This is a genomic window from Aceticella sp. 75b-Ac, from assembly GCF_056032965.2.
In genome coordinates this window covers 997,238-1,017,455 of the sequence record NZ_CM190971.1, presented here as the reverse complement: position 1 = coordinate 1,017,455, position 20,218 = coordinate 997,238, and the positions used below count along the sequence as shown (strand labels likewise).

20 protein-coding genes are annotated in these 20,218 nt (G+C 31.1%); 18 read left to right on the top strand and 2 right to left on the bottom strand.

What is annotated here, in order from left to right; genetic code table 11:
• Window positions 1-81 precede the first annotated feature (81 nt).
• From AC0LWJ_RS05385 to hag, 10 genes are all read left to right on the top strand, one after another.
• The gene (locus AC0LWJ_RS05385; RefSeq protein ID WP_474237538.1) at window positions 82-774 is read left to right on the top strand and encodes a ComF family protein; all 693 of its coding nucleotides are present in this window, start codon (window positions 82-84) and stop codon (window positions 772-774) included.
• Between the two features lie 10 nt (window positions 775-784).
• The gene (locus tag AC0LWJ_RS05380) at window positions 785-1,207 is read left to right on the top strand and encodes a TIGR03826 family flagellar region protein (protein WP_474237537.1); all 423 of its coding nucleotides are present in this window, start codon (window positions 785-787) and stop codon (window positions 1,205-1,207) included.
• 36 nt (window positions 1,208-1,243) lie between these two features.
• Window positions 1,244-1,519 (top strand): flagellar biosynthesis anti-sigma factor FlgM, encoded by a 276-nt coding sequence (gene flgM, locus AC0LWJ_RS05375; protein ID WP_474237536.1) that lies wholly within the window; start codon window positions 1,244-1,246, stop codon window positions 1,517-1,519.
• 10 nt (window positions 1,520-1,529) lie between these two features.
• The gene (locus tag AC0LWJ_RS05370; RefSeq protein ID WP_474237535.1) at window positions 1,530-2,009 is read left to right on the top strand and encodes a flagellar protein FlgN; all 480 of its coding nucleotides are present in this window, start codon (window positions 1,530-1,532) and stop codon (window positions 2,007-2,009) included.
• Between the two features lie 10 nt (window positions 2,010-2,019).
• Window positions 2,020-3,456, top strand: a complete 1,437-nt coding sequence (gene flgK, locus AC0LWJ_RS05365; RefSeq protein WP_474237534.1) for a flagellar hook-associated protein FlgK — start codon at window positions 2,020-2,022, stop codon at window positions 3,454-3,456.
• A gap of 9 nt (window positions 3,457-3,465) precedes the next feature.
• Window positions 3,466-4,356, top strand: coding sequence for a flagellar hook-associated protein FlgL (gene flgL / locus AC0LWJ_RS05360; RefSeq protein WP_474237533.1), 891 nt, complete (start codon window positions 3,466-3,468; stop codon window positions 4,354-4,356).
• Window positions 4,357-4,360: 4 nt separating this feature from the next.
• Window positions 4,361-4,918 carry a DUF6470 family protein gene (locus tag AC0LWJ_RS05355; protein ID WP_474237532.1) on the top strand — a complete coding sequence of 186 codons (558 nt, stop codon included), beginning with the start codon at window positions 4,361-4,363 and terminating at the stop codon, window positions 4,916-4,918.
• A 3-nt stretch (window positions 4,919-4,921) separates the two neighbouring features.
• On the top strand, window positions 4,922-5,374 hold the full coding sequence (gene fliW, locus AC0LWJ_RS05350) for a flagellar assembly protein FliW (RefSeq protein WP_474237531.1): 453 nt from the start codon (window positions 4,922-4,924) through the stop codon (window positions 5,372-5,374).
• Entirely contained in the window at window positions 5,355-5,582 is a 228-nt protein-coding gene (csrA, locus tag AC0LWJ_RS05345) for a carbon storage regulator CsrA (protein ID WP_474237530.1), read from the top strand. Before fliW ends, csrA begins: the two co-directional genes overlap by 20 nt.
• Window positions 5,583-5,703: 121 nt before the next feature.
• On the top strand, window positions 5,704-6,558 hold the full coding sequence (gene hag, locus AC0LWJ_RS05340) for a flagellin Hag (protein ID WP_474237529.1): 855 nt from the start codon (window positions 5,704-5,706) through the stop codon (window positions 6,556-6,558).
• Window positions 6,559-6,582: 24 nt separating this feature from the next.
• Here the strand turns inward: hag and AC0LWJ_RS05335 are convergent, their stop codons facing one another.
• Complete coding sequence (locus AC0LWJ_RS05335; RefSeq protein WP_474237528.1) at window positions 6,583-6,822, bottom strand: hypothetical protein; 240 nt, start codon at window positions 6,820-6,822, stop codon at window positions 6,583-6,585.
• 473 nt (window positions 6,823-7,295) lie between these two features.
• Here AC0LWJ_RS05335 and AC0LWJ_RS05330 point away from each other — a divergent pair, with 473 nt between their 5' ends.
• The 5 genes from AC0LWJ_RS05330 (at window position 7,296) to AC0LWJ_RS05310 (ending at window position 16,380) form a co-directional block, all read left to right on the top strand.
• Window positions 7,296-11,720: a glycosyltransferase gene (locus AC0LWJ_RS05330; protein WP_474237527.1), complete on the top strand. Its 4,425-nt coding sequence runs from the start codon at window positions 7,296-7,298 to the stop codon at window positions 11,718-11,720.
• Between the two features lie 298 nt (window positions 11,721-12,018).
• On the top strand, window positions 12,019-12,930 hold the full coding sequence (locus AC0LWJ_RS05325; protein WP_474237552.1) for a DNA adenine methylase: 912 nt from the start codon (window positions 12,019-12,021) through the stop codon (window positions 12,928-12,930).
• Window positions 12,931-12,944: 14 nt separating this feature from the next.
• Complete coding sequence (locus AC0LWJ_RS05320) at window positions 12,945-13,868, top strand: type II restriction endonuclease (RefSeq protein ID WP_474237526.1); 924 nt, start codon at window positions 12,945-12,947, stop codon at window positions 13,866-13,868.
• Complete coding sequence (locus AC0LWJ_RS05315) at window positions 13,856-14,629, top strand: TRM11 family SAM-dependent methyltransferase (protein ID WP_474237525.1); 774 nt, start codon at window positions 13,856-13,858, stop codon at window positions 14,627-14,629. Before AC0LWJ_RS05320 ends, AC0LWJ_RS05315 begins: the two co-directional genes overlap by 13 nt.
• 290 nt (window positions 14,630-14,919) lie before the next feature.
• Window positions 14,920-16,380 (top strand): glycosyltransferase, encoded by a 1,461-nt coding sequence (locus AC0LWJ_RS05310; RefSeq protein ID WP_474237524.1) that lies wholly within the window; start codon window positions 14,920-14,922, stop codon window positions 16,378-16,380.
• 11 nt (window positions 16,381-16,391) lie between these two features.
• Here the strand turns inward: AC0LWJ_RS05310 and AC0LWJ_RS05305 are convergent, their stop codons facing one another.
• A complete protein-coding gene (locus tag AC0LWJ_RS05305; RefSeq protein WP_474237523.1) occupies window positions 16,392-17,753 on the bottom strand; it encodes a hypothetical protein in 1,362 nt (453 codons plus the stop codon).
• 120 nt (window positions 17,754-17,873) lie between these two features.
• On the opposite strand from AC0LWJ_RS05305, the gene AC0LWJ_RS05300 reads away from it, so the two are divergent.
• From AC0LWJ_RS05300 to AC0LWJ_RS05290, 3 genes are all read left to right on the top strand, one after another.
• Complete coding sequence (locus tag AC0LWJ_RS05300; protein WP_474237522.1) at window positions 17,874-18,836, top strand: phosphodiester glycosidase family protein; 963 nt, start codon at window positions 17,874-17,876, stop codon at window positions 18,834-18,836.
• Window positions 18,837-18,849: 13 nt separating this feature from the next.
• Window positions 18,850-19,875, top strand: a complete 1,026-nt coding sequence (locus AC0LWJ_RS05295) for a hypothetical protein (RefSeq protein ID WP_474237521.1) — start codon at window positions 18,850-18,852, stop codon at window positions 19,873-19,875.
• 98 nt (window positions 19,876-19,973) lie between these two features.
• Window positions 19,974-20,195: a hypothetical protein gene (locus tag AC0LWJ_RS05290; protein WP_474237520.1), complete on the top strand. Its 222-nt coding sequence runs from the start codon at window positions 19,974-19,976 to the stop codon at window positions 20,193-20,195.
• Window positions 20,196-20,218 lie beyond the last annotated feature (23 nt).

Below are 20,218 nucleotides of genomic sequence, written 5' to 3'. Positions count from 1 at the left end.
TATAAAGTCAAAAGCGCTAAATTTTGTTTCTTAATTGCCGATATAAAATATAAATAGATTAAATTTAAGAAGGATGTAAAGATGATATTTTTAGACCTGTTTTTTCCTCCTAAGATGACATGCCTCTTATGTGGAGAGATAATAAAAGAACAATTCATGATATGCAAAAACTGTGAAAAAAAATTAAAATTTATTGATGAGAGGGCATGCAAGATTTGCGGCAAGCCATTGGACCAATATGGTATATGTCCTGATTGTGAAAACAATAGACATATATTCGACTGTAATGTAAGTGCTTTTGAATATGATGAAAAAATGAAGGAGTTGATTGCACGGTTCAAATATTATAACGAAAGGCAGTTAAGCGATTTTTTTTCACATTATATGGCAGAATCCATTAAAAAAAGGGATTGGAAGATTGATGTTGTTATTCCTGTGCCATTGCATAAATCAAAGCTGAACGAAAGAGGGTTTAATCAGTCTGAACTTGTTGCAAGATGTGTTTCCCATAAGATCAATGTTGTGATGGCAAAAGCATTGAAGCGGCTAAGGGATACTCACACACAGACGGTACTAAATCGAGAACACAGAGCAAATAACGTAAAAGATGCTTTTATGGCTTTATATATTGATGCAATCAAAGGTAAAAATATCCTTCTTATTGATGATATATTGACAACAGGTGCGACACTTGACGAATGTGCAAAAGTATTAAAAGATGCCGGCGCAACAAAGGTATATACAGCAACAATTGCAACAGGAAGAAATATGTGAGGTGAGTTTGTTGAATTTAAGGAATTGCAAACGGTGTGGGAAATTATACACATACAATGGAATCGATATGTGTCCGGAATGTTATAGACAAGATGAAGAAGATTTCTTAAAGATAAGGAATTATCTTGAAACACATCCATCGGATACGATGTTGGAGGTTTCAAGAAATACAGGTGTTGAAATAAAAAAGATAATGGAATTTCTGAGAGAAGAAAGGCTTGTTTTAAGCCCACGATATACAAATATAATTTTAAAATGCGAAAGATGTGGCAAACCAATATCATCCGGAAGATATTGTAATGAATGTTCAAAAGATATAGAAGAAATTTTAGCTAAGGGTCATTCTTTAAATAATATTAATACAGATACACAAGATGAAAGGCAGAAACTTTATATACGGGACAGCAAAGGATTAAACAAATTTAAAAAATAGTCGATATTATTTTATGGAGGATAAGGGGTGTCATGTATGAAAATTTATAACAATAATATAAATAATATCATGGAATCATATAAAGGAACAAATATAAATAAACCTAATGTCAAAAAAACAAATATCACTGATAAAGTGGAAATATCAAAAGAAGCACTTGATTTAAAGAAATATTTAGAGGAACATGAAAGGTCAAGAGAAGAGAAAATTATGAAACTAAAAGAAATGATTGATAATGGAACATATGCTGTAAAATCAGAAGATGTGGCAGATGCCATATTAAAGGGTGTTTTATTGAATAAAAAAATATAGAGGGGCTGATATGATGCAGAATATCGAAAGTCTTGTAGAAATATTAAATGGGGAATTGCTCTTATATAAGGATTTGTTAGATATAGCCGTTAAGAAAACCGATATAATCATTCAGGGCAAAATTAATGAACTTGATGAAATAACCAAAATAGAAGGCAATATCATATTACAGCTTGCAAATCTTGAAGACAAAAGGGAATCATCTTTAAGAAATTTCAGTAAGGAAGAAGAAATTACAATAACAGAATTATGCAAGATATTACCGGACGAAAGCGGAAAAATGAAAAAATTACAGAAAAATTTAAAAGATGTGCTGAATAAGTTAGAACAGAGAAACAGCCTTAATAAATCTTTGATAAATCAGTCCCTTGAATATATAAATTCCATGATTGGTTTTATATCAAGCTCATTGGAACAGGATAACGGAATGTATGAAGCCACGGGGACGTTTCGCACGACTCCTTCCAGTTTAATAGACAAAAAAGTATAGGAGGATTAACATGTCAACATTTCAAGGATTTGAAATAGTCAAGACAGGGCTTTACGCGAGCCAGCAGGCTTTAGACCTTACCGGTCACAACATTGCAAATGCCAACACACCGGGATATACAAGGCAAGTAATAGATTTATCTTCAATAGCACCTCCTACAACCTTTGGAATGTATGACAAATGGGGCAAGGCAATTGGCGAAGGTGTTAACGTAGATGGTTACAGACAGATAAGAAATCAATTCTTAGATATGCAGTACAGGCGTGAAAACAAATCTCTTGGGGAATGGGAAACAAAATCCGAAACCTTATTGGCTGTTGAGGCTATATTCAATGAACCCTCAGACAGTGGAATTGTCACAGCGATTGATGACTTTTTTAATTCTCTGCAGGAACTTTCCAAAAATCCGGAAAGCCTTACTGTAAGGTCCGAGGTAAGGGAAAGAGGCATTGCTCTTGCAGATACGATGAACACAGTCTATCAGCACCTTGATGACAAAGAGAAGGAACTGGATAGTACAATTGAAAGCCGTGTTTCTGAAATTAATTCATATTCAGACAGGATAAGCAAACTCAATAATGAAATATACAGGTTTGAATTATCGGGTCAACCTGCTAATGATTTAAGAGATCAAAGAAATTTGCTTGTTGATCAGCTTTCGAAGCTTGTTAATATTACGACATATGAGGATACAAATAAAAATTTCAGGATAGATATTGGGGGACAGGCTCTTGTTGGTGGGCAAAATGCTTTTACAATGAGTGTTGATAATACAGGAACGGTAAAATGGGACTTAGCGGGTACTCCTGTTAATCCTTCAAGCGGTACGCTGAAAGGTCTCCTTGATATGCGCAATGGAGATGGCACAAATGGTATAAAGGGAATACCATACTACAAGGAACAATGGAATAAGCTGGCATACAATATTGCCACGCAGTTTAATACACAGCACAAGGCAGGGTATGGACTTGATAATTCTACCGGTATTAACTTTTTTACCGATTTTACAGCGTATGATTCCACAGTACAGTATGCACAGCAAATAAAGGTAAGCGATGATATCCTTGCTGATGATGGGCTTCAAAGAATAGCTGCCGCAGGAGTTTCTGCATTGCCTGGTGATAATACAAATGCTTTAAATCTTATCGCGTTAAGAGATCATGGCAATACAGGGCTTGATGGTGCAACATTTGATGATTTTACACGCTCTCTTATATCAAACCTTGGCGTAGATGCACAGCAGGCGAATATGATGCAAAGAAATCAGGATACGATGGTTAAACAGGTTGATTTAAACAGGCAATCGGTATCAGGTGTTTCACTTGATGAAGAGATGACGAATATGGTAAAATACCAAAAATCATATGCTGCATCTGCAAGGATGATTACCGCTATGGATGAACTGCTTGATACCCTTATAAACAGAATGGGAGTTGTTGGAAGGTAGGTGTAAAAAATGAGAGTTACAAATAATATGCTTATAATGAATTTCATGAACGATTATAATAACAACCTTGAAACAATGCAAAAGGACCAAAATATGCTGTCAACAGGCAAGAGGATAAACAAACCCTCCGATGACCCTGTTGCGGTTGCAAATAGCCTGCGGATCAGAATGGATATGGCGAGAAATGACGCATATACGAAAAACGTTGATGATGCAAAGTCATGGCTTGACCTTACAGATTCGGCATTGGGACAGATGGGGGATTTGATTCAAAGAACAAAAGAACTTGCGGTTCAGGGTTCAAATGGAACATTGACACAGGCTGACATGCAAAATATAGCTGAAGAAATTGGACAGTTGAAATCACAGATGATACAGGTAGGCAATACGCAGTATAACGGAAGGTATATATTTGCGGGATTTAAGACAACTACACAGCCTTTTACAGACACATCAAACAGCTATAGCGGCGATAGCAGTGCAATACAATTTGAGGTTGGCGCAGGCGGCAGCAAAATAGCTGTAAATGTAACAGGAGATAAGGTTTTTGACGTATCAGGCGGTTCTTCACAGCTCCTTGATATGATGGATAATCTTAAAACAGCATTGACAGCAGGAGATCATCAAGCTATAAGCAATATGATTTCCAACATAGACAAAGAAATGGAAAATGTACTTGCCATAAGAGCAGACGCCGGAGCAAAATCAAACAGGATAGACCTTACGAAAAACAGGCTTCAAAGTGATAACTATAATTTTACGACACTTCTTTCAAAAAATGAAGATGCGGATATGGCACATGTTATAACAAATCTTCAGATGGATGAGAACGTGTATAGGGCGTCTTTGGCAGCAGGCGCTAAAATTATACAGCCGAGTCTTATCGACTTTTTAAGGTGATAAAATGAATATAACAATACATCAGACATACGGCAGGATAGGTATTGATACTATTCCTGCCCAAATTTCTATAAAAAGCCCTGAGGCAGACCTTAAAATAAAACAAACTCCTGCAAAGATGGAAATAAATCAAAAGCTTCCTCAGGTTCATATAGACCAATATCAATGCTTTTACGAATCGGGGCTTAAAAATATTTTTGACCTTGTCCATGATGAAGCAGCAAGAAGAAGAGAGATAGGTCTTGAAGCGATAGGGAAAATTGTTGATGATGGCGACAGACTTGCGGCAATAGAAAATCATCAGAATGTGATTCAACTGCTGGCAGTTAAGACCGGCACTGAGGATGCCAACTTCAATGTTGACCTTATGCCAAAATCGAGGCCAAAGATATGGTTTGACGGATATATAAATATTAATTGGAACCATGGCGGTACAGATATAAATGTAACCACCCATAAACCTGAAATATCTGCAACACCGGGAAACATAAACATATACATGCGGGAATATCCGTCAATAAAAATTGACTATGTTGGAAACAGCATGGATAGGAGGGTATAGGAGATGCAAATAACCACAAAAAACTTTGGTATTGTAGAATACAACCCTGAAGATATAATTAACTTTGAAGACGGAATACCGGGTTTCGAGGGACTGCATTCATTTTTATTACTGGGGATGAGCGGTGATGATACTCCCTTTAAATGGTTGCAGGCTATCGATGATACTGATATTGCCTTTGCAATTATTGACCCGAGAATATTTAAGCCTGATTATTCTCCAGATATTAGTGAAGATATAATAGAAGCCCTTAAAATAGAAGACATAAACCATCTGCTTATATATGTCATCGTTGTAATCCCTGATGAAATAGAAAAAATGACTGCAAACTTAAAAGCCCCTATAATCATAAATGCGGAAAATAATAAAGCAGTTCAAGTAATACTTGAAAATGAAAAGTATTTAATAAAACATCCTATATTGGAGGAACTTAAAAATGCTCATACTCACGCGTAAGATAGGACAATCTGTAATTATAGGGGAAGACATAGAAATAAAAATACTCGGTATCGATGGTGAAAATATCAGTTTAGGAATAACTGCCCCCAAAAGTTTATCTATAATAAGAAAAGAACTTCTTGACGTCAAAGATGAAAACAAAAAAGCGGCTGTTATAAACAAAGATACATTAAATAAAATAGAAAATATTATTAAAAATCGCTAAAGAAATATAAAAACATATCGATATATATTATGTAAACAAAAGATAAGCAGTTGGCCAACTGTAAATCCAAAATAAAAACATAGGCATGGATGCCAAATAAAAATTCAAGGAGGAAGAAAAAATGATAATCAATCACAATCTAAGTGCCTTAAATGCATGGAGACAACTTTCAATCAACAACACAAACACACAAAAATCTCTTGAAAAACTCTCATCAGGCTACAGAATCAACAGAGCCGGCGATGATGCGGCAGGTCTTGCAATATCAGAAAAAATGAGGGGTCAGATTAACGGTTTAAATCAAGCTACAAGAAATGCACAGGACGGCATATCACTTATTCAGACAGCCGAAGGTGCATTAAATGAGACACATTCAATACTGCAAAGAATGAGAGAACTAGTAGTACAGGCAGGTAATGACACAAATACAACAACAGATCGACAAAACATTCAAACAGAATTGAATCAATTGGGAGCAGAAATAAACAGAATTTCTGGTCAGACGCAATTTAATACAAAGGCTTTATTGGATGGCACTTTAAGTACTACTGCACTGAATTTCCAGATAGGAGCAAATGGGAGTCAGGTTGTATCTCTTACAATTGGTAATATGAGTATTTCAGGCATAACCGGCGGTTCAGTGACAAGTGTAGGAACGGGAACAGTTTTAAATGTATCATCTTGTTATGCAGTTGCAGATATATCAAATGACCTAAGTGTTCTTGATGCTGCAATACAGAGCGTTTCAGCACAAAGAGGCAATCTTGGTGCTTTACAGAATCGTTTAGAGCATACAATAAATAATCTTGGAACAGCATCAGAAAACTTAACTGCAGCTGAATCACGTATAAGAGACGTTGATATGGCAAAAGAAATGATGGAATTCACAAAGGACAACATACTAAACCAGGCAGCAACAGCAATGCTTGCTCAGGCAAATCAACAACCACAGACAGTTTTACAGTTATTAAGATAACAATAAAGGGAGGCAAAGCCTCCCTTAAATCATATTTTTAGATCTTAGATCTTTTATTTTCCATACGATACCCCAATATGATCTATTTAACTTATTAGCAATATCCCTGTCTTTATAGCCATTTTGCTTCATATCGATAATTTTATCAATATCTTCATCAGTGTACGACAAAAACTTCCTATTGTAAAAATCTCTTATGTTTATTCGGTTATCCTTTTTGCACTCATCGTCAATCCTTTTTTCTATATCCCATTTATAATTCATACTTGCTATTTAACTAACATATGGTCTTACAATATGGATTGGATTTGCTTCTCTTTTTATTTTTTATTGCTAAAGTAAAAGATTATTATGCCGATATAATTGGTGATGTTTGAAATAATAAATATATAGGAATGCGAAATCTTCATGTAAATGTCTATAAATTCAATAAATGCATAAATATATGGTAAGGCAGTGAAAACCAATATGTGTTTATGTTAAAGTAAAGATTTTTGCTTTAAATTATGGTTTATAAGAGTGCTTTAAAATTAAATTTAATTTAAATTATTGATTTAAGTGTCAAAACTGCTTTGTTAAAAGTTATCGTACAAAATATTGTAGAGATTTATTATTGATCACAATATTTTGCATGAAATATTTTTATTTTTAACTTTTGACACCAGAACAAATATTTGATATTCAATGAAATATTATGTAAATTTAACGTATTACACTTTAAATAGGGGATGATTTTTTTGAATTTTGTCACATTATTTCCTGAGTCGGAAAATGTCCATTTAGTAAAAGATTTTGGCATGATACCATTTATATTACATAAGAAGTTTTGTTATAATTCTAAGATTGTATGTTATAATAACGGAGATTACCCTTATTTAAATAATGAAGTTAAAGGGTTAAAAATTGAATTTATTGAAAATACTGGTGATGTCTCTTATGATGGGTATCAATATTTAGTTAAGAATGCAAAAAATATAGATGTATTAAATGTATATCATTTAATTGATAGAACAATTATGTGGATTATCACTTATAAATATCTGAATCCAAATGGAAAAATATTTTTAAAATTAGATGTAAATGAAAATATAAAAAATGTTAAATTGAGTAATAAATTAATAGCTATATTAAATGAATGTAATATAGTAAGTGTTGAGACAAAATCTTTGTATGAATATATAAAGAATAATTGGCCTATAGGAATACAATACTTGCCAAATGGCTTCTATGATTATGATATAATAAGAGAAATTGATTACAATGATAAAAAGAATATTATTCTTACAGTTGGGCGTCTTGGAACATATCAAAAGGCAACTGAAATTTTGTTAGAAGCTTATAAATTAGCTTTTCCATATATTTCAAATTGGAAATTAAAACTTGTAGGCACTACTGAAGATAATTTTCGTGGTTATTTAAAAGAGTATTTTTCCAAAAATCCAACTTTAATTGACAAAGTAATTTTTACAGGAGAAATTACTGACCGAAAATTGTTAGAAGCACTATATATAGAAGCAAAAATATTTTGCTTGCCATCGAGAGTAGAAGGATTTCCTCTAGTATTTATAGAGGCAGCAAAAAATGGTTGTTATATTATTTCTACAAATATTCCACCTGCATACGACATAACTGACAATGGGAAATATGGAAGTTTGTTCAATATAGATGATGTAAAAGCTTTGACAAGTATATTAATAAAAAATTGTTCTAATGATACTATATTTAAAAATAATTATAAAAATATTCAAAATTATGCATATAATAATTTTAATTGGGTGAATATATGTGGGCAAATAAATAAATTTTTAATGAATGAATGCACAAATAATGAATGCACAAATATAGAAATAAAACAAGGATTTAATATTAATGGATTATCAAGTATAATAATATTGACATATAACCAAATAGATTACACAAAGATGTGCATTGAAAGTATAAGAAAATACACTAAAACGCCATATGAGATTATAGTTGTAGATAATGGTTCAACTGATAGAACAATTGAGTATTTAGAATCGCAAAATGACATTGAATTAATAAAAAACAAAGAAAATCGTGGATTTGCTGCCGGTTGTAATCAAGGAATATCAATTGCAGAAGGCGAATATATTGTTTTACTCAATAATGATACAGTAGTTACTGAAAATTGGTTAAATAATTTATTGTATTGTTTAAATAATGCAGAAAATGCGGGTATTGTGGGACCTGTAACTAATAATATTTCTGGTGATCAAAAAATTATTACATATTATAAAAATATTAATGATATGCATGAATTTGCTGAAAAATTTAATGGACAAAATCAAAAGTGGAGAAAAAGTTTAAGATTAGTTGGCTATTGCATGGTTATGAGAAAAGAACTGTTTAGAGAAATTGGACTGTTAGATGAAAATTATGGTATTGGCAATTTTGAGGATGATGATTTATGTTTGAGAGCGCTTTTAAAAGGTTATAATTTATATATTAATGATACAACTTTTATTCATCATTTTGGAAGTGTTACATTTAAAAACATGGATATTAATTACGCTGAACTTATGAAAAAAAATGAAATTTATTTTAAACAAAAATGGGGGTATAACCATTCATATTATTTCTTTAAGCGACAAGAAATTTTAAATAAGATTCCATTGAAAGCAAGAAATATATTAGATGTTGGTTGCGGAGCAGGTGCTTTAGGTTTAGAACTAAAAAATAGGAAATACGTAAAAGTTGTTGGCATTGAACTAAATAGTGATATTGCAAAAATAGCTAAAAATGTTTTAGATGATGTTATAGTTGGTGATATTGAGAGTTTGGCATTAGATTTTCCTGAAAAATACTTTGATACTATAATATTGGCAGATGTACTTGAGCATTTAAGAGATCCTTGGTCAACCTTAACAAAAATGAAAAGGTATCTTAAAGATGATGGTATCTTAATAGTTAGTATACCAAATATTAATCATGTTTCAATTATATTAAAATTATTAGGTGGCAATTTTGAATATGAGGATGCGGGCTTGTTAGATAAAACTCATTTAAGATTTTTTACTAAAAATACAATATTGCAAGCATTTAGAGAAAGCAATCTTGAAATTTTAAACATTGAAAGTGTCGTATTAAATAATGACTATTTTAATAATATTGCACGCATATTTTCTGACATTGCAAAACAGATGAATATTTCAACTAATTACGAGGAAGAAGGAATTGCGTATCAATATATAATAACAGCAAGAAAATATAACAATTTATATAATAATTCCACCCTTTCTCTCTGCCTTATCACCAAGGATGAAGAGAAAAACATTGCCAGGTGCATAAACAGTGTCAAAGATATAGTTGATGAGATAGTGGTTGTTGATACAGGTTCAAAAGATAAGACGGTGGAGATCGCCGAAAGCTTTGGTGCTAAAGTTATACATGCAAAATGGGAGGATGATTTTAGTAAGGCAAGAAATATTGCGATTGAAAATGCTGCATCTGACTGGATTCTATTCCTTGATGCTGATGAGGAAATTGCAAAAGAGGATGTAGATAAGATAAAGCCATTGCTTAATGATGATAGTATTGAAGCATATCTTTTAAAATTTATAAATTATGGTGGAAATACAATAGGGAATGCTACTTCAGAGGTTCATCATAATTTCAGACTTTTCAGGAATAATGGAAAGATAAAATATATATATCCTGTACATGAAAATTTAAGGAATGTCATAGAGAATAGAGTGCCTTTATATAAAGTGAGTGATATTAAGATACTTCATTATGGTTATTTAAGTGAGGTAAGGACAGAAAAGAATAAAACAGAAAGATATATAAGGTTAATATTAAATTATCTTCTGAAACATCCTGATGACCAGTTTCAACATTCAAACCTTGCTGTGGAGTATTACAACGCTGGTCAATACGAAAAAGCACTTAAACATTTATTGTTAGCTTCGAAAAATATAAACCTTAACACATTTGGTGCTACAAGAATTATCCGTTATTTAATTCTTACTTATACGGCATTAAAGGATTATGATACAGCCCTTAAAATAATATATGATGCAAAGCCATATTATAACACTATGGCAGATTTTCCGTATCTTGAGGCTATGATATATTTTCAGCAGAAAAGGTATCAGAAAGCTGTGGAAATATTTAAGCAATGTTTAGAGATAGGCGAATACAATGGAATATTAGTTTCGATGGGTGGAACAGGAAGTTATAAAGCTCAATTCATGATTGGTTTGTGCAATGAAAAGTTAAATATGTTAAATGACGCTGTTTCAAATTATATAGGAGCTTTAAGGTCTAATAGTACATTTCAGGATGCCTTTATAAGACTGTTTGATATCCTCATTAAGAATGAAAAGCCAGAAGATATACACCGGTTTTTTGACAAGTATGTGGATACTGCTTCATACATTAATGAAATAATATTGGCAAGGCTTTATATAAATACAGGGAGATTTGATGTTGCAAAGCAATATCTTGATAATGTTAATATTGATATTGAAGGTTTAAATAGTTTAAGAGGTATCATATATATGGGATTGAAAGACTATGAAAATGCTATAAAGCATTTTGAGATGGAATATGGCAAAGCAAAAGAAGAAGCCAATTATAGAGAAGTTTTATGTTATATAATATTGAATGATATAGATAAGGCAAAGGAGTTGCTATGGAAGATATCTGATTCATCTGATAAAAAGTTGTATATGAATATAGTTGGCGAAATGAACGCAAAATTCGATGAAGTCAAAGATAGCTATTTCAATTTGCTTGACCTCTTAATTAAATTAAAGGAATTTGATTTATATAATAATCTTCTAAGTTTGTATGTAGGCAGATTTGCGAGAGAGGATTATGAAAGATATGGACAGATGATGATAAACAATGGACTTGATGAGCTGGCGGTTGAAGCGTATATAAAAGCAGCAGACCTGAATAGCCAGAATCCGGAGGTTTACAGATACCTTTCAGAGAAAGCTCTAAAGCAAAATATGTATGATGAAGCATTGTCTTTAGCAGCAAATGCCTTTAATTTAGAAAAAAATGATGTGGATAATTATGCGCTGATTTATAAAATATACAGAACAATGGGACAAGACGATGAAGCAGAGGAAGTTAATGTGATGATAAGAGAAATATATCCTGAGATAGACTTAAGAGAATTAACCGTTATATAAGTATAAATTTATAAGAGAGGATTTTCCTCTCTTTTTTTAGGAATAAAATCTTGACAGAGATTCTTACTGCGCTTAAATAGACAAAAATGTATTTTATGTAGCCATAATTTAACTTTAGGATTTTCTCAGTATCTTTTATGATAGCGCAACGGCTTCATTTTTAAGATAAAACATTTTTAATAAGCGAATTTGATGATATAATTATTTTAAGAGATTGTACAAGCTTAAAGGAAGTGATGATAAAGTGCAGGTTCTAAGTTCGACAGAGACATTTAAAAATAAAGAAAAAAATAATGCAATAAATGCAAGACCATTTTTAAAATGGGCCGGCGGTAAGACTCAATTATTGAATGATTTGAATAGGAGGTTGCCATTATCATTGGTGCAAAATAGAGAGATAGAAAGATATGTCGAGCCGTTTGTCGGCGGCGGCGCACTTTTCTTTTTTTTAAAGAAAAATTATAAGATTAAGGAATCATTTTTATTTGATGTAAATAAAGAACTAATCATAGGTTATAAAGTTATACAAAATAATGTAGATGATTTAGTATTTGAATTAAATGCAGTTGAAGAGAAATATTTAAAATTAAGAGAGGAGCGAAGAAAAGATCTTTATTACAAAATCAGAGATGATTACAACAGGCAAAAAGATACATTTGATTATGCAAATTATAATTCAGACTGGATAAAAAGGGCGGCATATTTGATTTTTTTAAATAAAACCTGTTTCAATGGATTATACAGGCTAAATAAAAAAGGTGAATTCAATGTGCCGTTTGGAAAATACAAAAATCCTAATATTTGTGATGAAGAAAATTTATTTGAAGTTCAAAAAGCATTAAAGGATACAGAGATTATTTGCGCAGATTTTGAAGAAAGTAAAAATTACATCCACAAAGACACACTGGTTTATCTTGATCCTCCATATCGACCGTTAAATGCAACTTCTAATTTTACAGGTTATAATGAGGATGGATTTAATGATGATGATCAGATAAGATTAGCTGAATTTTTTAGAGAAATGGATAAAAAAGGTGCATTTTTGATACTCAGCAATTCGGATCCTAAAAATGAAGATGAAAAAGATAATTTTTTTGATGAACTGTATTCTGATTTTACTATAGAAAGAGTAAATGCAAAGAGATATATAAACTGTAATGGCAATAAACGTGGAAATATAAGTGAATTGATTATTAGAAACTATAAATAAAAGGGGGGGACATCATGGACTCAATTTATACTGATTTTTTTGGGCTTAATAATATTGATGATGTGATTGAAAAATTTCATGATACTTTAGTTGACACAAATAGAGGCTATAAATTTTTTGTTGATTGGGATAAAGTAAAAATGCATGTAGGAAAATATAAAATTGAGTTTAACATATTAAATACTTTAATCGGCAGCAAACAATTTGAAGATGATTTAGAAAATATACTGGTAAATTACCCAAAAGTCCTTCCTACTATACCTATTTTATTGGCCATAAGAGATCAAAAATTTAAAGTAATTAAAGATTTTCTGGATAAAGATTCTGATATAGTAAACTATGATTTTAATATAAAAGAATTAACAAGAGAAAATGTTTATAAGATTATAGAATTTTTTGAGAAAACTGGTTTAAAGAAATTCTTTCTTGAACTATCTTCAAAAAGTATCCAGGATTATGTGACAGGTGTAGAAGTTGGTATGGATACCCATGCACGGAAAAATAGAAGTGGAAATGCAATGGAGTTAACATTAAGGCCGATTGTTGAAGAAATAATATCAAGAAAAAATTCTTCTTTTAAAATGTTATTTCAGAAAAAGTTTCAGTATCTGGAGAAAAACTTTAATTTTAAGGTAAATTCTTCAATTAAAAACAGAAAAGCTGATTTTATCATTATCAAAGATAAAAATAAAGTTATCAATATTGAAGTTAATTTTTATTCAGGAACAGGTTCAAAACCTCAAGAAATTGTTGATTCATATATAGAAAGGCAAAATGAACTAAAGGAAAATGGATTTGAATTTATATGGATAACTGATGGAGAAGGGTGGAGAGGACAAAAAAATCAAATACATAAGGGATTTGAAAAAGTAAATTATTTATTGAATCTTCACTTTGCACGTCAAGGATTACTGGAGGAAATATTATGCAGGATATAGATTTTAAAAAAGAAATTACAACAGTATGGTCATTTCCGGAAAGGGGAAAATGGAAAACACATAATGCAAATTATAGAGGTAATTTTGCGCCACAGATACCGAGAAACGTCATATTAAGGTATTCAAATGAAGGCGACATAATTCTCGATCCTATGGTTGGCAGCGGTACAACATTGATTGAGACAAAAATTTTAAATAGACGCGGGATAGGATTTGATATTAATCCCGATACGGTTGAAATAGCAAAAAAGAATCTATATTTTGACGGTGATTATAAATATGAGCAGGTTGTAAAAGTCGGCGATGTAAGAAATTTAAAAGAAATCGATAACAATAGCATTGATTTAATCATAACACACCCGCCATATTTAAACATTATAAAATATTCAAAAGGACAGATAGAAGGAGATCTTTCGAATATATCCGGTGTTAAGAAGTTTTGCGACGAATTAGATAAAGGCGTTATCGAGCTTTATAGAGTATTGAAGGAAAACAAATATTGTGCGATTTTAATGGGTGATACAAGGAAAAGCGGTCATTATGTGCCGCTTGCTTATTATGTTATGGAGCTTTTTTTGAAAAATGGATTTGTATTAAAGGAAGATATAATAAAAGTTCAGCACAATTGCAAGTCGACTCCATATTGGGAAAAGCAGGTTGAAAAATACAATTTTTATTTGATAATGCATGAACATTTATTTATATTCAGGAAACCTAAAAAAGGTGAAGATTTAAGCAAAATAAGATACAGTACAGGATAATCCCATTACCGTTTTTCTTGGCATATAGTGCTTCTGAAAGAGTGGGTTTATCCTTTCTTTTTTTTGCTATTAACTGGTTATTTATAAATCCCATCGGTTTTATAATAGCTTCTTTTTTCTTTTCAGAGCCAGCAGCTTTAGTGACTTTTCACTTTATAACACAACTTTTATGTATTGGTCTAAATGTTTTTTAATCTTAATACAATATAATGATTTATTAAAGCAGAGTAGCGATTTTGAAGTTGCCCGTTAAGCTTAAGGCATTCTTAAAATGATAAAGGGGTGAATAAATGTCTAAAAATTTATCTAGTATTGTAATACTCACACATAATCAATTAGAATATACAAAACTATGTATTGAGAGCATTAGAAAATATACAGCAGTTCCATATGAAATAATTATAGTTGATAATGCTTCAAATGACGGAACTGTTGAGTATTTAGAGACACAGGATGACATAAAATTAATAAAAAATAAAGAAAATCTCGGATTTGCTGCCGGTTGTAATCAAGGTATATCTATTGCGGAAGGAGAATATATTGTCTTACTAAATAATGATACAATAGTTACAGAAAACTGGTTGAATAACTTATTATATTGCCTACATAATGCAGATGATGCTGCTATTGTAGGTCCTGTAACTAATAATATTTCAGGTAAGCAAAAGATAGCGGCTGAGTACATGGATATTAATGATATGCACGAGTTTGCTAAAAACATTAATAATCAAAAGCAGATATGGAAGAAAGCCCTTAGGTTAGTTGGATTTTGCATGTTAGCAAGAAAAAGCTTATTTGATGAAATAGGATTATTTGACGAAAATTATGGTATTGGAAATTTTGAAGATGATGATTTATGCCTTCGTGCATTATTAAGAGGTTATAATTTGTACATTAGTACCACAACATTTATACATCATTTTGGCAGTATAACTTTTAAAAATATGAATATTGATTATGCTGAAATAATGAGGAAGAATGAAAATTATTTTAAACACAAATGGGGTTACAGTCCAACATATTATTTTTTTGAAAGACCTGAAATTTTAACTAAAGTACCCCTTGAAGCGAAACATGTATTGGATGTTGGATGTGGTGCAGGAGCATTAGGATTGGAATTAAAAAACAGGCGAAATACAGAAGTTGTAGGAATTGAAATTAATAAAGATATATCAAAAATTGCAGAAAAGAATTTAGACAAAGTAATAACTACAGATGTTGAAAATTTAGATTTAGAATATCCCGAATGCTATTTTGATGTTATTATATTAGGAGATGTTCTTGAACATTTAAAAGAACCGTGGCTGTTATTAGAAAAACTAAAAAAATATTTAAATGAAAATGGACTTATTATAGCAAGTATTCCAAATATTAACCATATTTCAATAATATTAAAATTATTAACTGGGGATTTTAATTATGAAGATGCAGGTCTTTTAGATAAAACACATTTAAGATTTTTTACAAAAAATACAATATTAAAAATGTTTGAGAGAAGCGGGTTAAGTATTCTAAATATGGAGGGGATTGCTTTATATAACGAATATTATAATAATATATTAAATATTTTTTCGGATATAGCAAAAAAGCTAAAAATTTCGGACAATTATAATCAAGAAGGTATTGTTTATCAATATATAATAACTGCTAAGAAGCGTAATTTATTAGTAAATTCTACTTTCTCCCTCTGCCTCCTGACTAAAGACGAGGAAAAAAACATTGACCGTTCAAAAACAGTATCAAAGACATAATTATTTGATATTCATAATAACATGACGGTTACGATATAACCGAATATAAGCCCTATAATGACGGGCAATAAATTTCTCTTGGCAATATCCTCAGGATTAACTTTGATTATTGCCGTTACAGATACTATGCTCCATGGTATTATAGTGCCGCCACCGACCCAAATCGTAGAAATCTGTCCAATTGATGCAAGAATTGCGGTATTGAGATTAAGGGTATGTGAGAAAGTTTTTGCAAGTGCACCAACCAGCGGTAATCCGGAAAAACCGGAACCTGATAATCCTGTTAAACCTCCAACAACCATTTGTAATAAAGTAACCGTGTATTTATTAAGCGGCATATGCTTTGAAAGGAATAGCCCCCAATCCATGAGATAACCCTTTGCTTCCGAACCAATAATCTGCTTTGCTGTATTCAATTCACCCAAAAAGAAAAATGCACTTATTAATATGATAGGTGTAAAGGTTCTTATGCCTGTTAAGAATCCATTTTTCAGATATTCTCTTATTAAATTTAGAGAATCTTTTTGAATAATTGATGCTCCAATAAGAATAAGGATTGAAGTGCCGCCGATTAATGCGGTTGCAGCATTCCCTTTAATCTTAAATAGATACATTAGAAATGTATCCACCAAAAAAAACAGAACCGTTATTATTGATATAAAACAACTTTCCTTATACATTTTTTTATTTATATGTTTGTTTTCCTTCATATCTTCTTTTAAAGGTTCTTTTTTATTTGATAGATTTTTCATTGTTACGATATATAATAAAATGAAACTGACAGAAGCTACTGTTAACCATATAGGAATACATTTTACAATTAATAATGATGAAGATATGCCTGCTGTTTTAGCTGTAATAGATGGGGCACCTTGTATAAAAAAATCTCCTGATAAGGCTGCACCAAAACCAAATACTGAAAGTAATGATGCAAGGCTTAATTTATCCATTCCGGACTTTAAAGCGGGCAAAATCAATACAGCACCTATAAGTCCTACAGCGGGCGCCGGCCATAAGAAAAAAGATAAGGTCATCATGATAAATCCTATTATCCAGAAGGTTATAGCAGGACTTTTGAAAAAACGTAAAAATGGTTTGGTTATGATAATATCTGCTCCTATGTCATCAAGTGCCCTTGCCATTGAGATAATCAAAGATATTATTAAAATAACCTGCCATAATTCTTTACCGGATATAAAAATAGCGGTATACAAAATTTGGATAGATTTTAGAATATTATTTGATTGTGATAATCCAACAGCAAATATACCAATTATACATGACAATATAATATCCTTACGAATTAGCATAAGTACTAAAATTATGAATATCATAAACAAATAAACCAAATGTGTAGTAGTAATTTGAACCATATTTACACCTCGCTGTTTTTTTTAGATTCTGCATATATAGAATTTTTTATTCATTAATTGAAATTTAATAAATATCAGGTATAATATTATAAAGATATATAAATTTTTGTGAGGTGAATTATGCAAAGAAAGGCAGCATTTAAACAAGTATTGATATTTTTTATTTTTGAGATTGCATTTACAGCTCTTACAATGCCTATAATAGTCTTCTACGGACCCTTCAGCAATATAAGGAATACTATTGTAACGACTGCCATGACAACTTTTAAACATCAGTATTTAGCATCAATGTTTTTGCCCAAAAGTATTACTGAAAAAATCATGAAACAGATGCAGCAAATATCATTTGGTAATAGTGATGAAAATAAAATAAATTTTAACAATAACCATGATAGAACCATAGAACTTTTTGATATATCTGGTAAGCGTTTTGAAGGTAAGATAATGTTAATACATGACCCGACAAGGGTACAAGTCGGTTTGTCAAGTAAATTTCCTAAGGAGGGAGAAACAACCAGTCAGATTGCAAAAAACAATAATGCTATCGGGGCTATTAATGCAGGCGGATTTGGTGATAGTGGCATGAAAGGTATTGGAGGTGCGCCGCAGGGCTTTGTAATACATGAGGGAAAGATTCTTTACACTGAAATTGGAGACCCTAATGATATGGTTGATTTAATTGGTTTTACTACAAATGGCAAGATGCTTGTGGGTAAATATAAATATAAGAACTTATCTACGCTTTCAATTAAAGAAGCAGTTAGTTTTGGACCGGCACTTATCATAGATGGAGAACCTATGATTAAAAAAGGCGACGGCGGATGGGGAATTGCACCACGTACTGCAATAGGACAAAGAGAAGATGGAACAGTTATATTTCTTACTATTGATGGCAGATCAATTAAAAGCATAGGAGCGACATTGAAAGATGTTCAGGATATTATGCTTGATTATGGTGCATTTAATGCGGCAAATCTTGACGGAGGTTCATCGACAACGATGTTTTATAAGGACAGGGTTATCAATAATCCGTCTGATGCATTAGGGGAGAGGTCTGTGCCAACAACCTTTATAGTAAAATAGTCAGGAGGAATTTATGAAAACATTAAAAAAGATTTCGCTTTGGATATTATTTTCTTTTGTTTTACAATTTATAATTTTATTTTATATAAATAATTATTTTTTAACAGATTCTGCTATGATTCAATCGAAAAAAATATTAATAACAGATGAGATGGTTGATAATATTAAAGTAAAAGTCCCCCCAAATGCAAATGATATTATGCCATCCTTCGACGGAAAATACTTGTCATATATTCTAAATAATAATTTAATAATAGTTAATACTAAAACTTCAAAAACTGTAAAATCAATCTATATTGACGGCAAAAATATAGATTCTTATAAATGGCTTAACGACAGAAACAGGATTCTTTATTTAAATAAAGAAGAAACGAAAAGAGGAGAAGAACTAAATATTGAAGCATATGATGTTGATAATGAGCAGCAGAATACTGTAAACAAGACTATATATTATCAGTATAAAGGCTATGTATCAGATATAACCTTATCGCCCTTAACCAATGTAATATATATAAATGTTTCAAGTAAAAACAATTTAGAAAAAGACAGGCTTTACCAGATAGATATTATGGGTGAAATTAAAAGGATTCAATTGCCTGTAAATAAAATTATTAAAATGTATGAAACGCAAAAGGCAGACAACCTTGTCTATGAATCATCAAACAATATTGTTCATATAATAAAAGAAGGCAAAAAAGATAATTATATAAGCAGTGAAAAATATTCATTAATTGGGATTGACAGTAATGACAATATATATGTTGGAAGTCTTAAAAATAATTTTATTCAAGAGGTGTATTATGGTACTGTCGATGAGCCGCTTAAAAAATGGGATAAAATAAATTTAAAAAGTCCTGTTAAACCGAACAATTTAATATTAGCTCCTAAAAATAATAAGTTGTATGAGATTGTAAACGGAAAGGATTTGCATGATGTAAGAGATAATAATATTATATATGGGCAGGGAGATTTTATTGGTATAAATGGAAATTATATTGCATATAAAAGAGGTGATTATGTAATATTAAAAAAATATTAAAATTTGTTAAAAAGTAGTATAATAAAAATATCATAAATAAGGGAAGGGGGAAGATAGGCTATGATGATTTTTTGTAATTTAAAAGGAAGTTATTTGAAATGAAGCTAAATATAAAAAAGATCGGAAACCTTATTATTGGTACTACAAATTTTGATGAAGAGAATGTCGATGAAATTATTGATTTGCTTTTTGAAAAATATGGTCGTGATTTTTTTTGTAATGTTTATCAGAATTTTAAAAATGGCGATAAGATAGACGAATCTTTTAAGAAAACATTGATGAAAGAAGATAAACTAAAGAAACTAAAAATAATGATATAATCCATTATAACTTACTGGGGAAA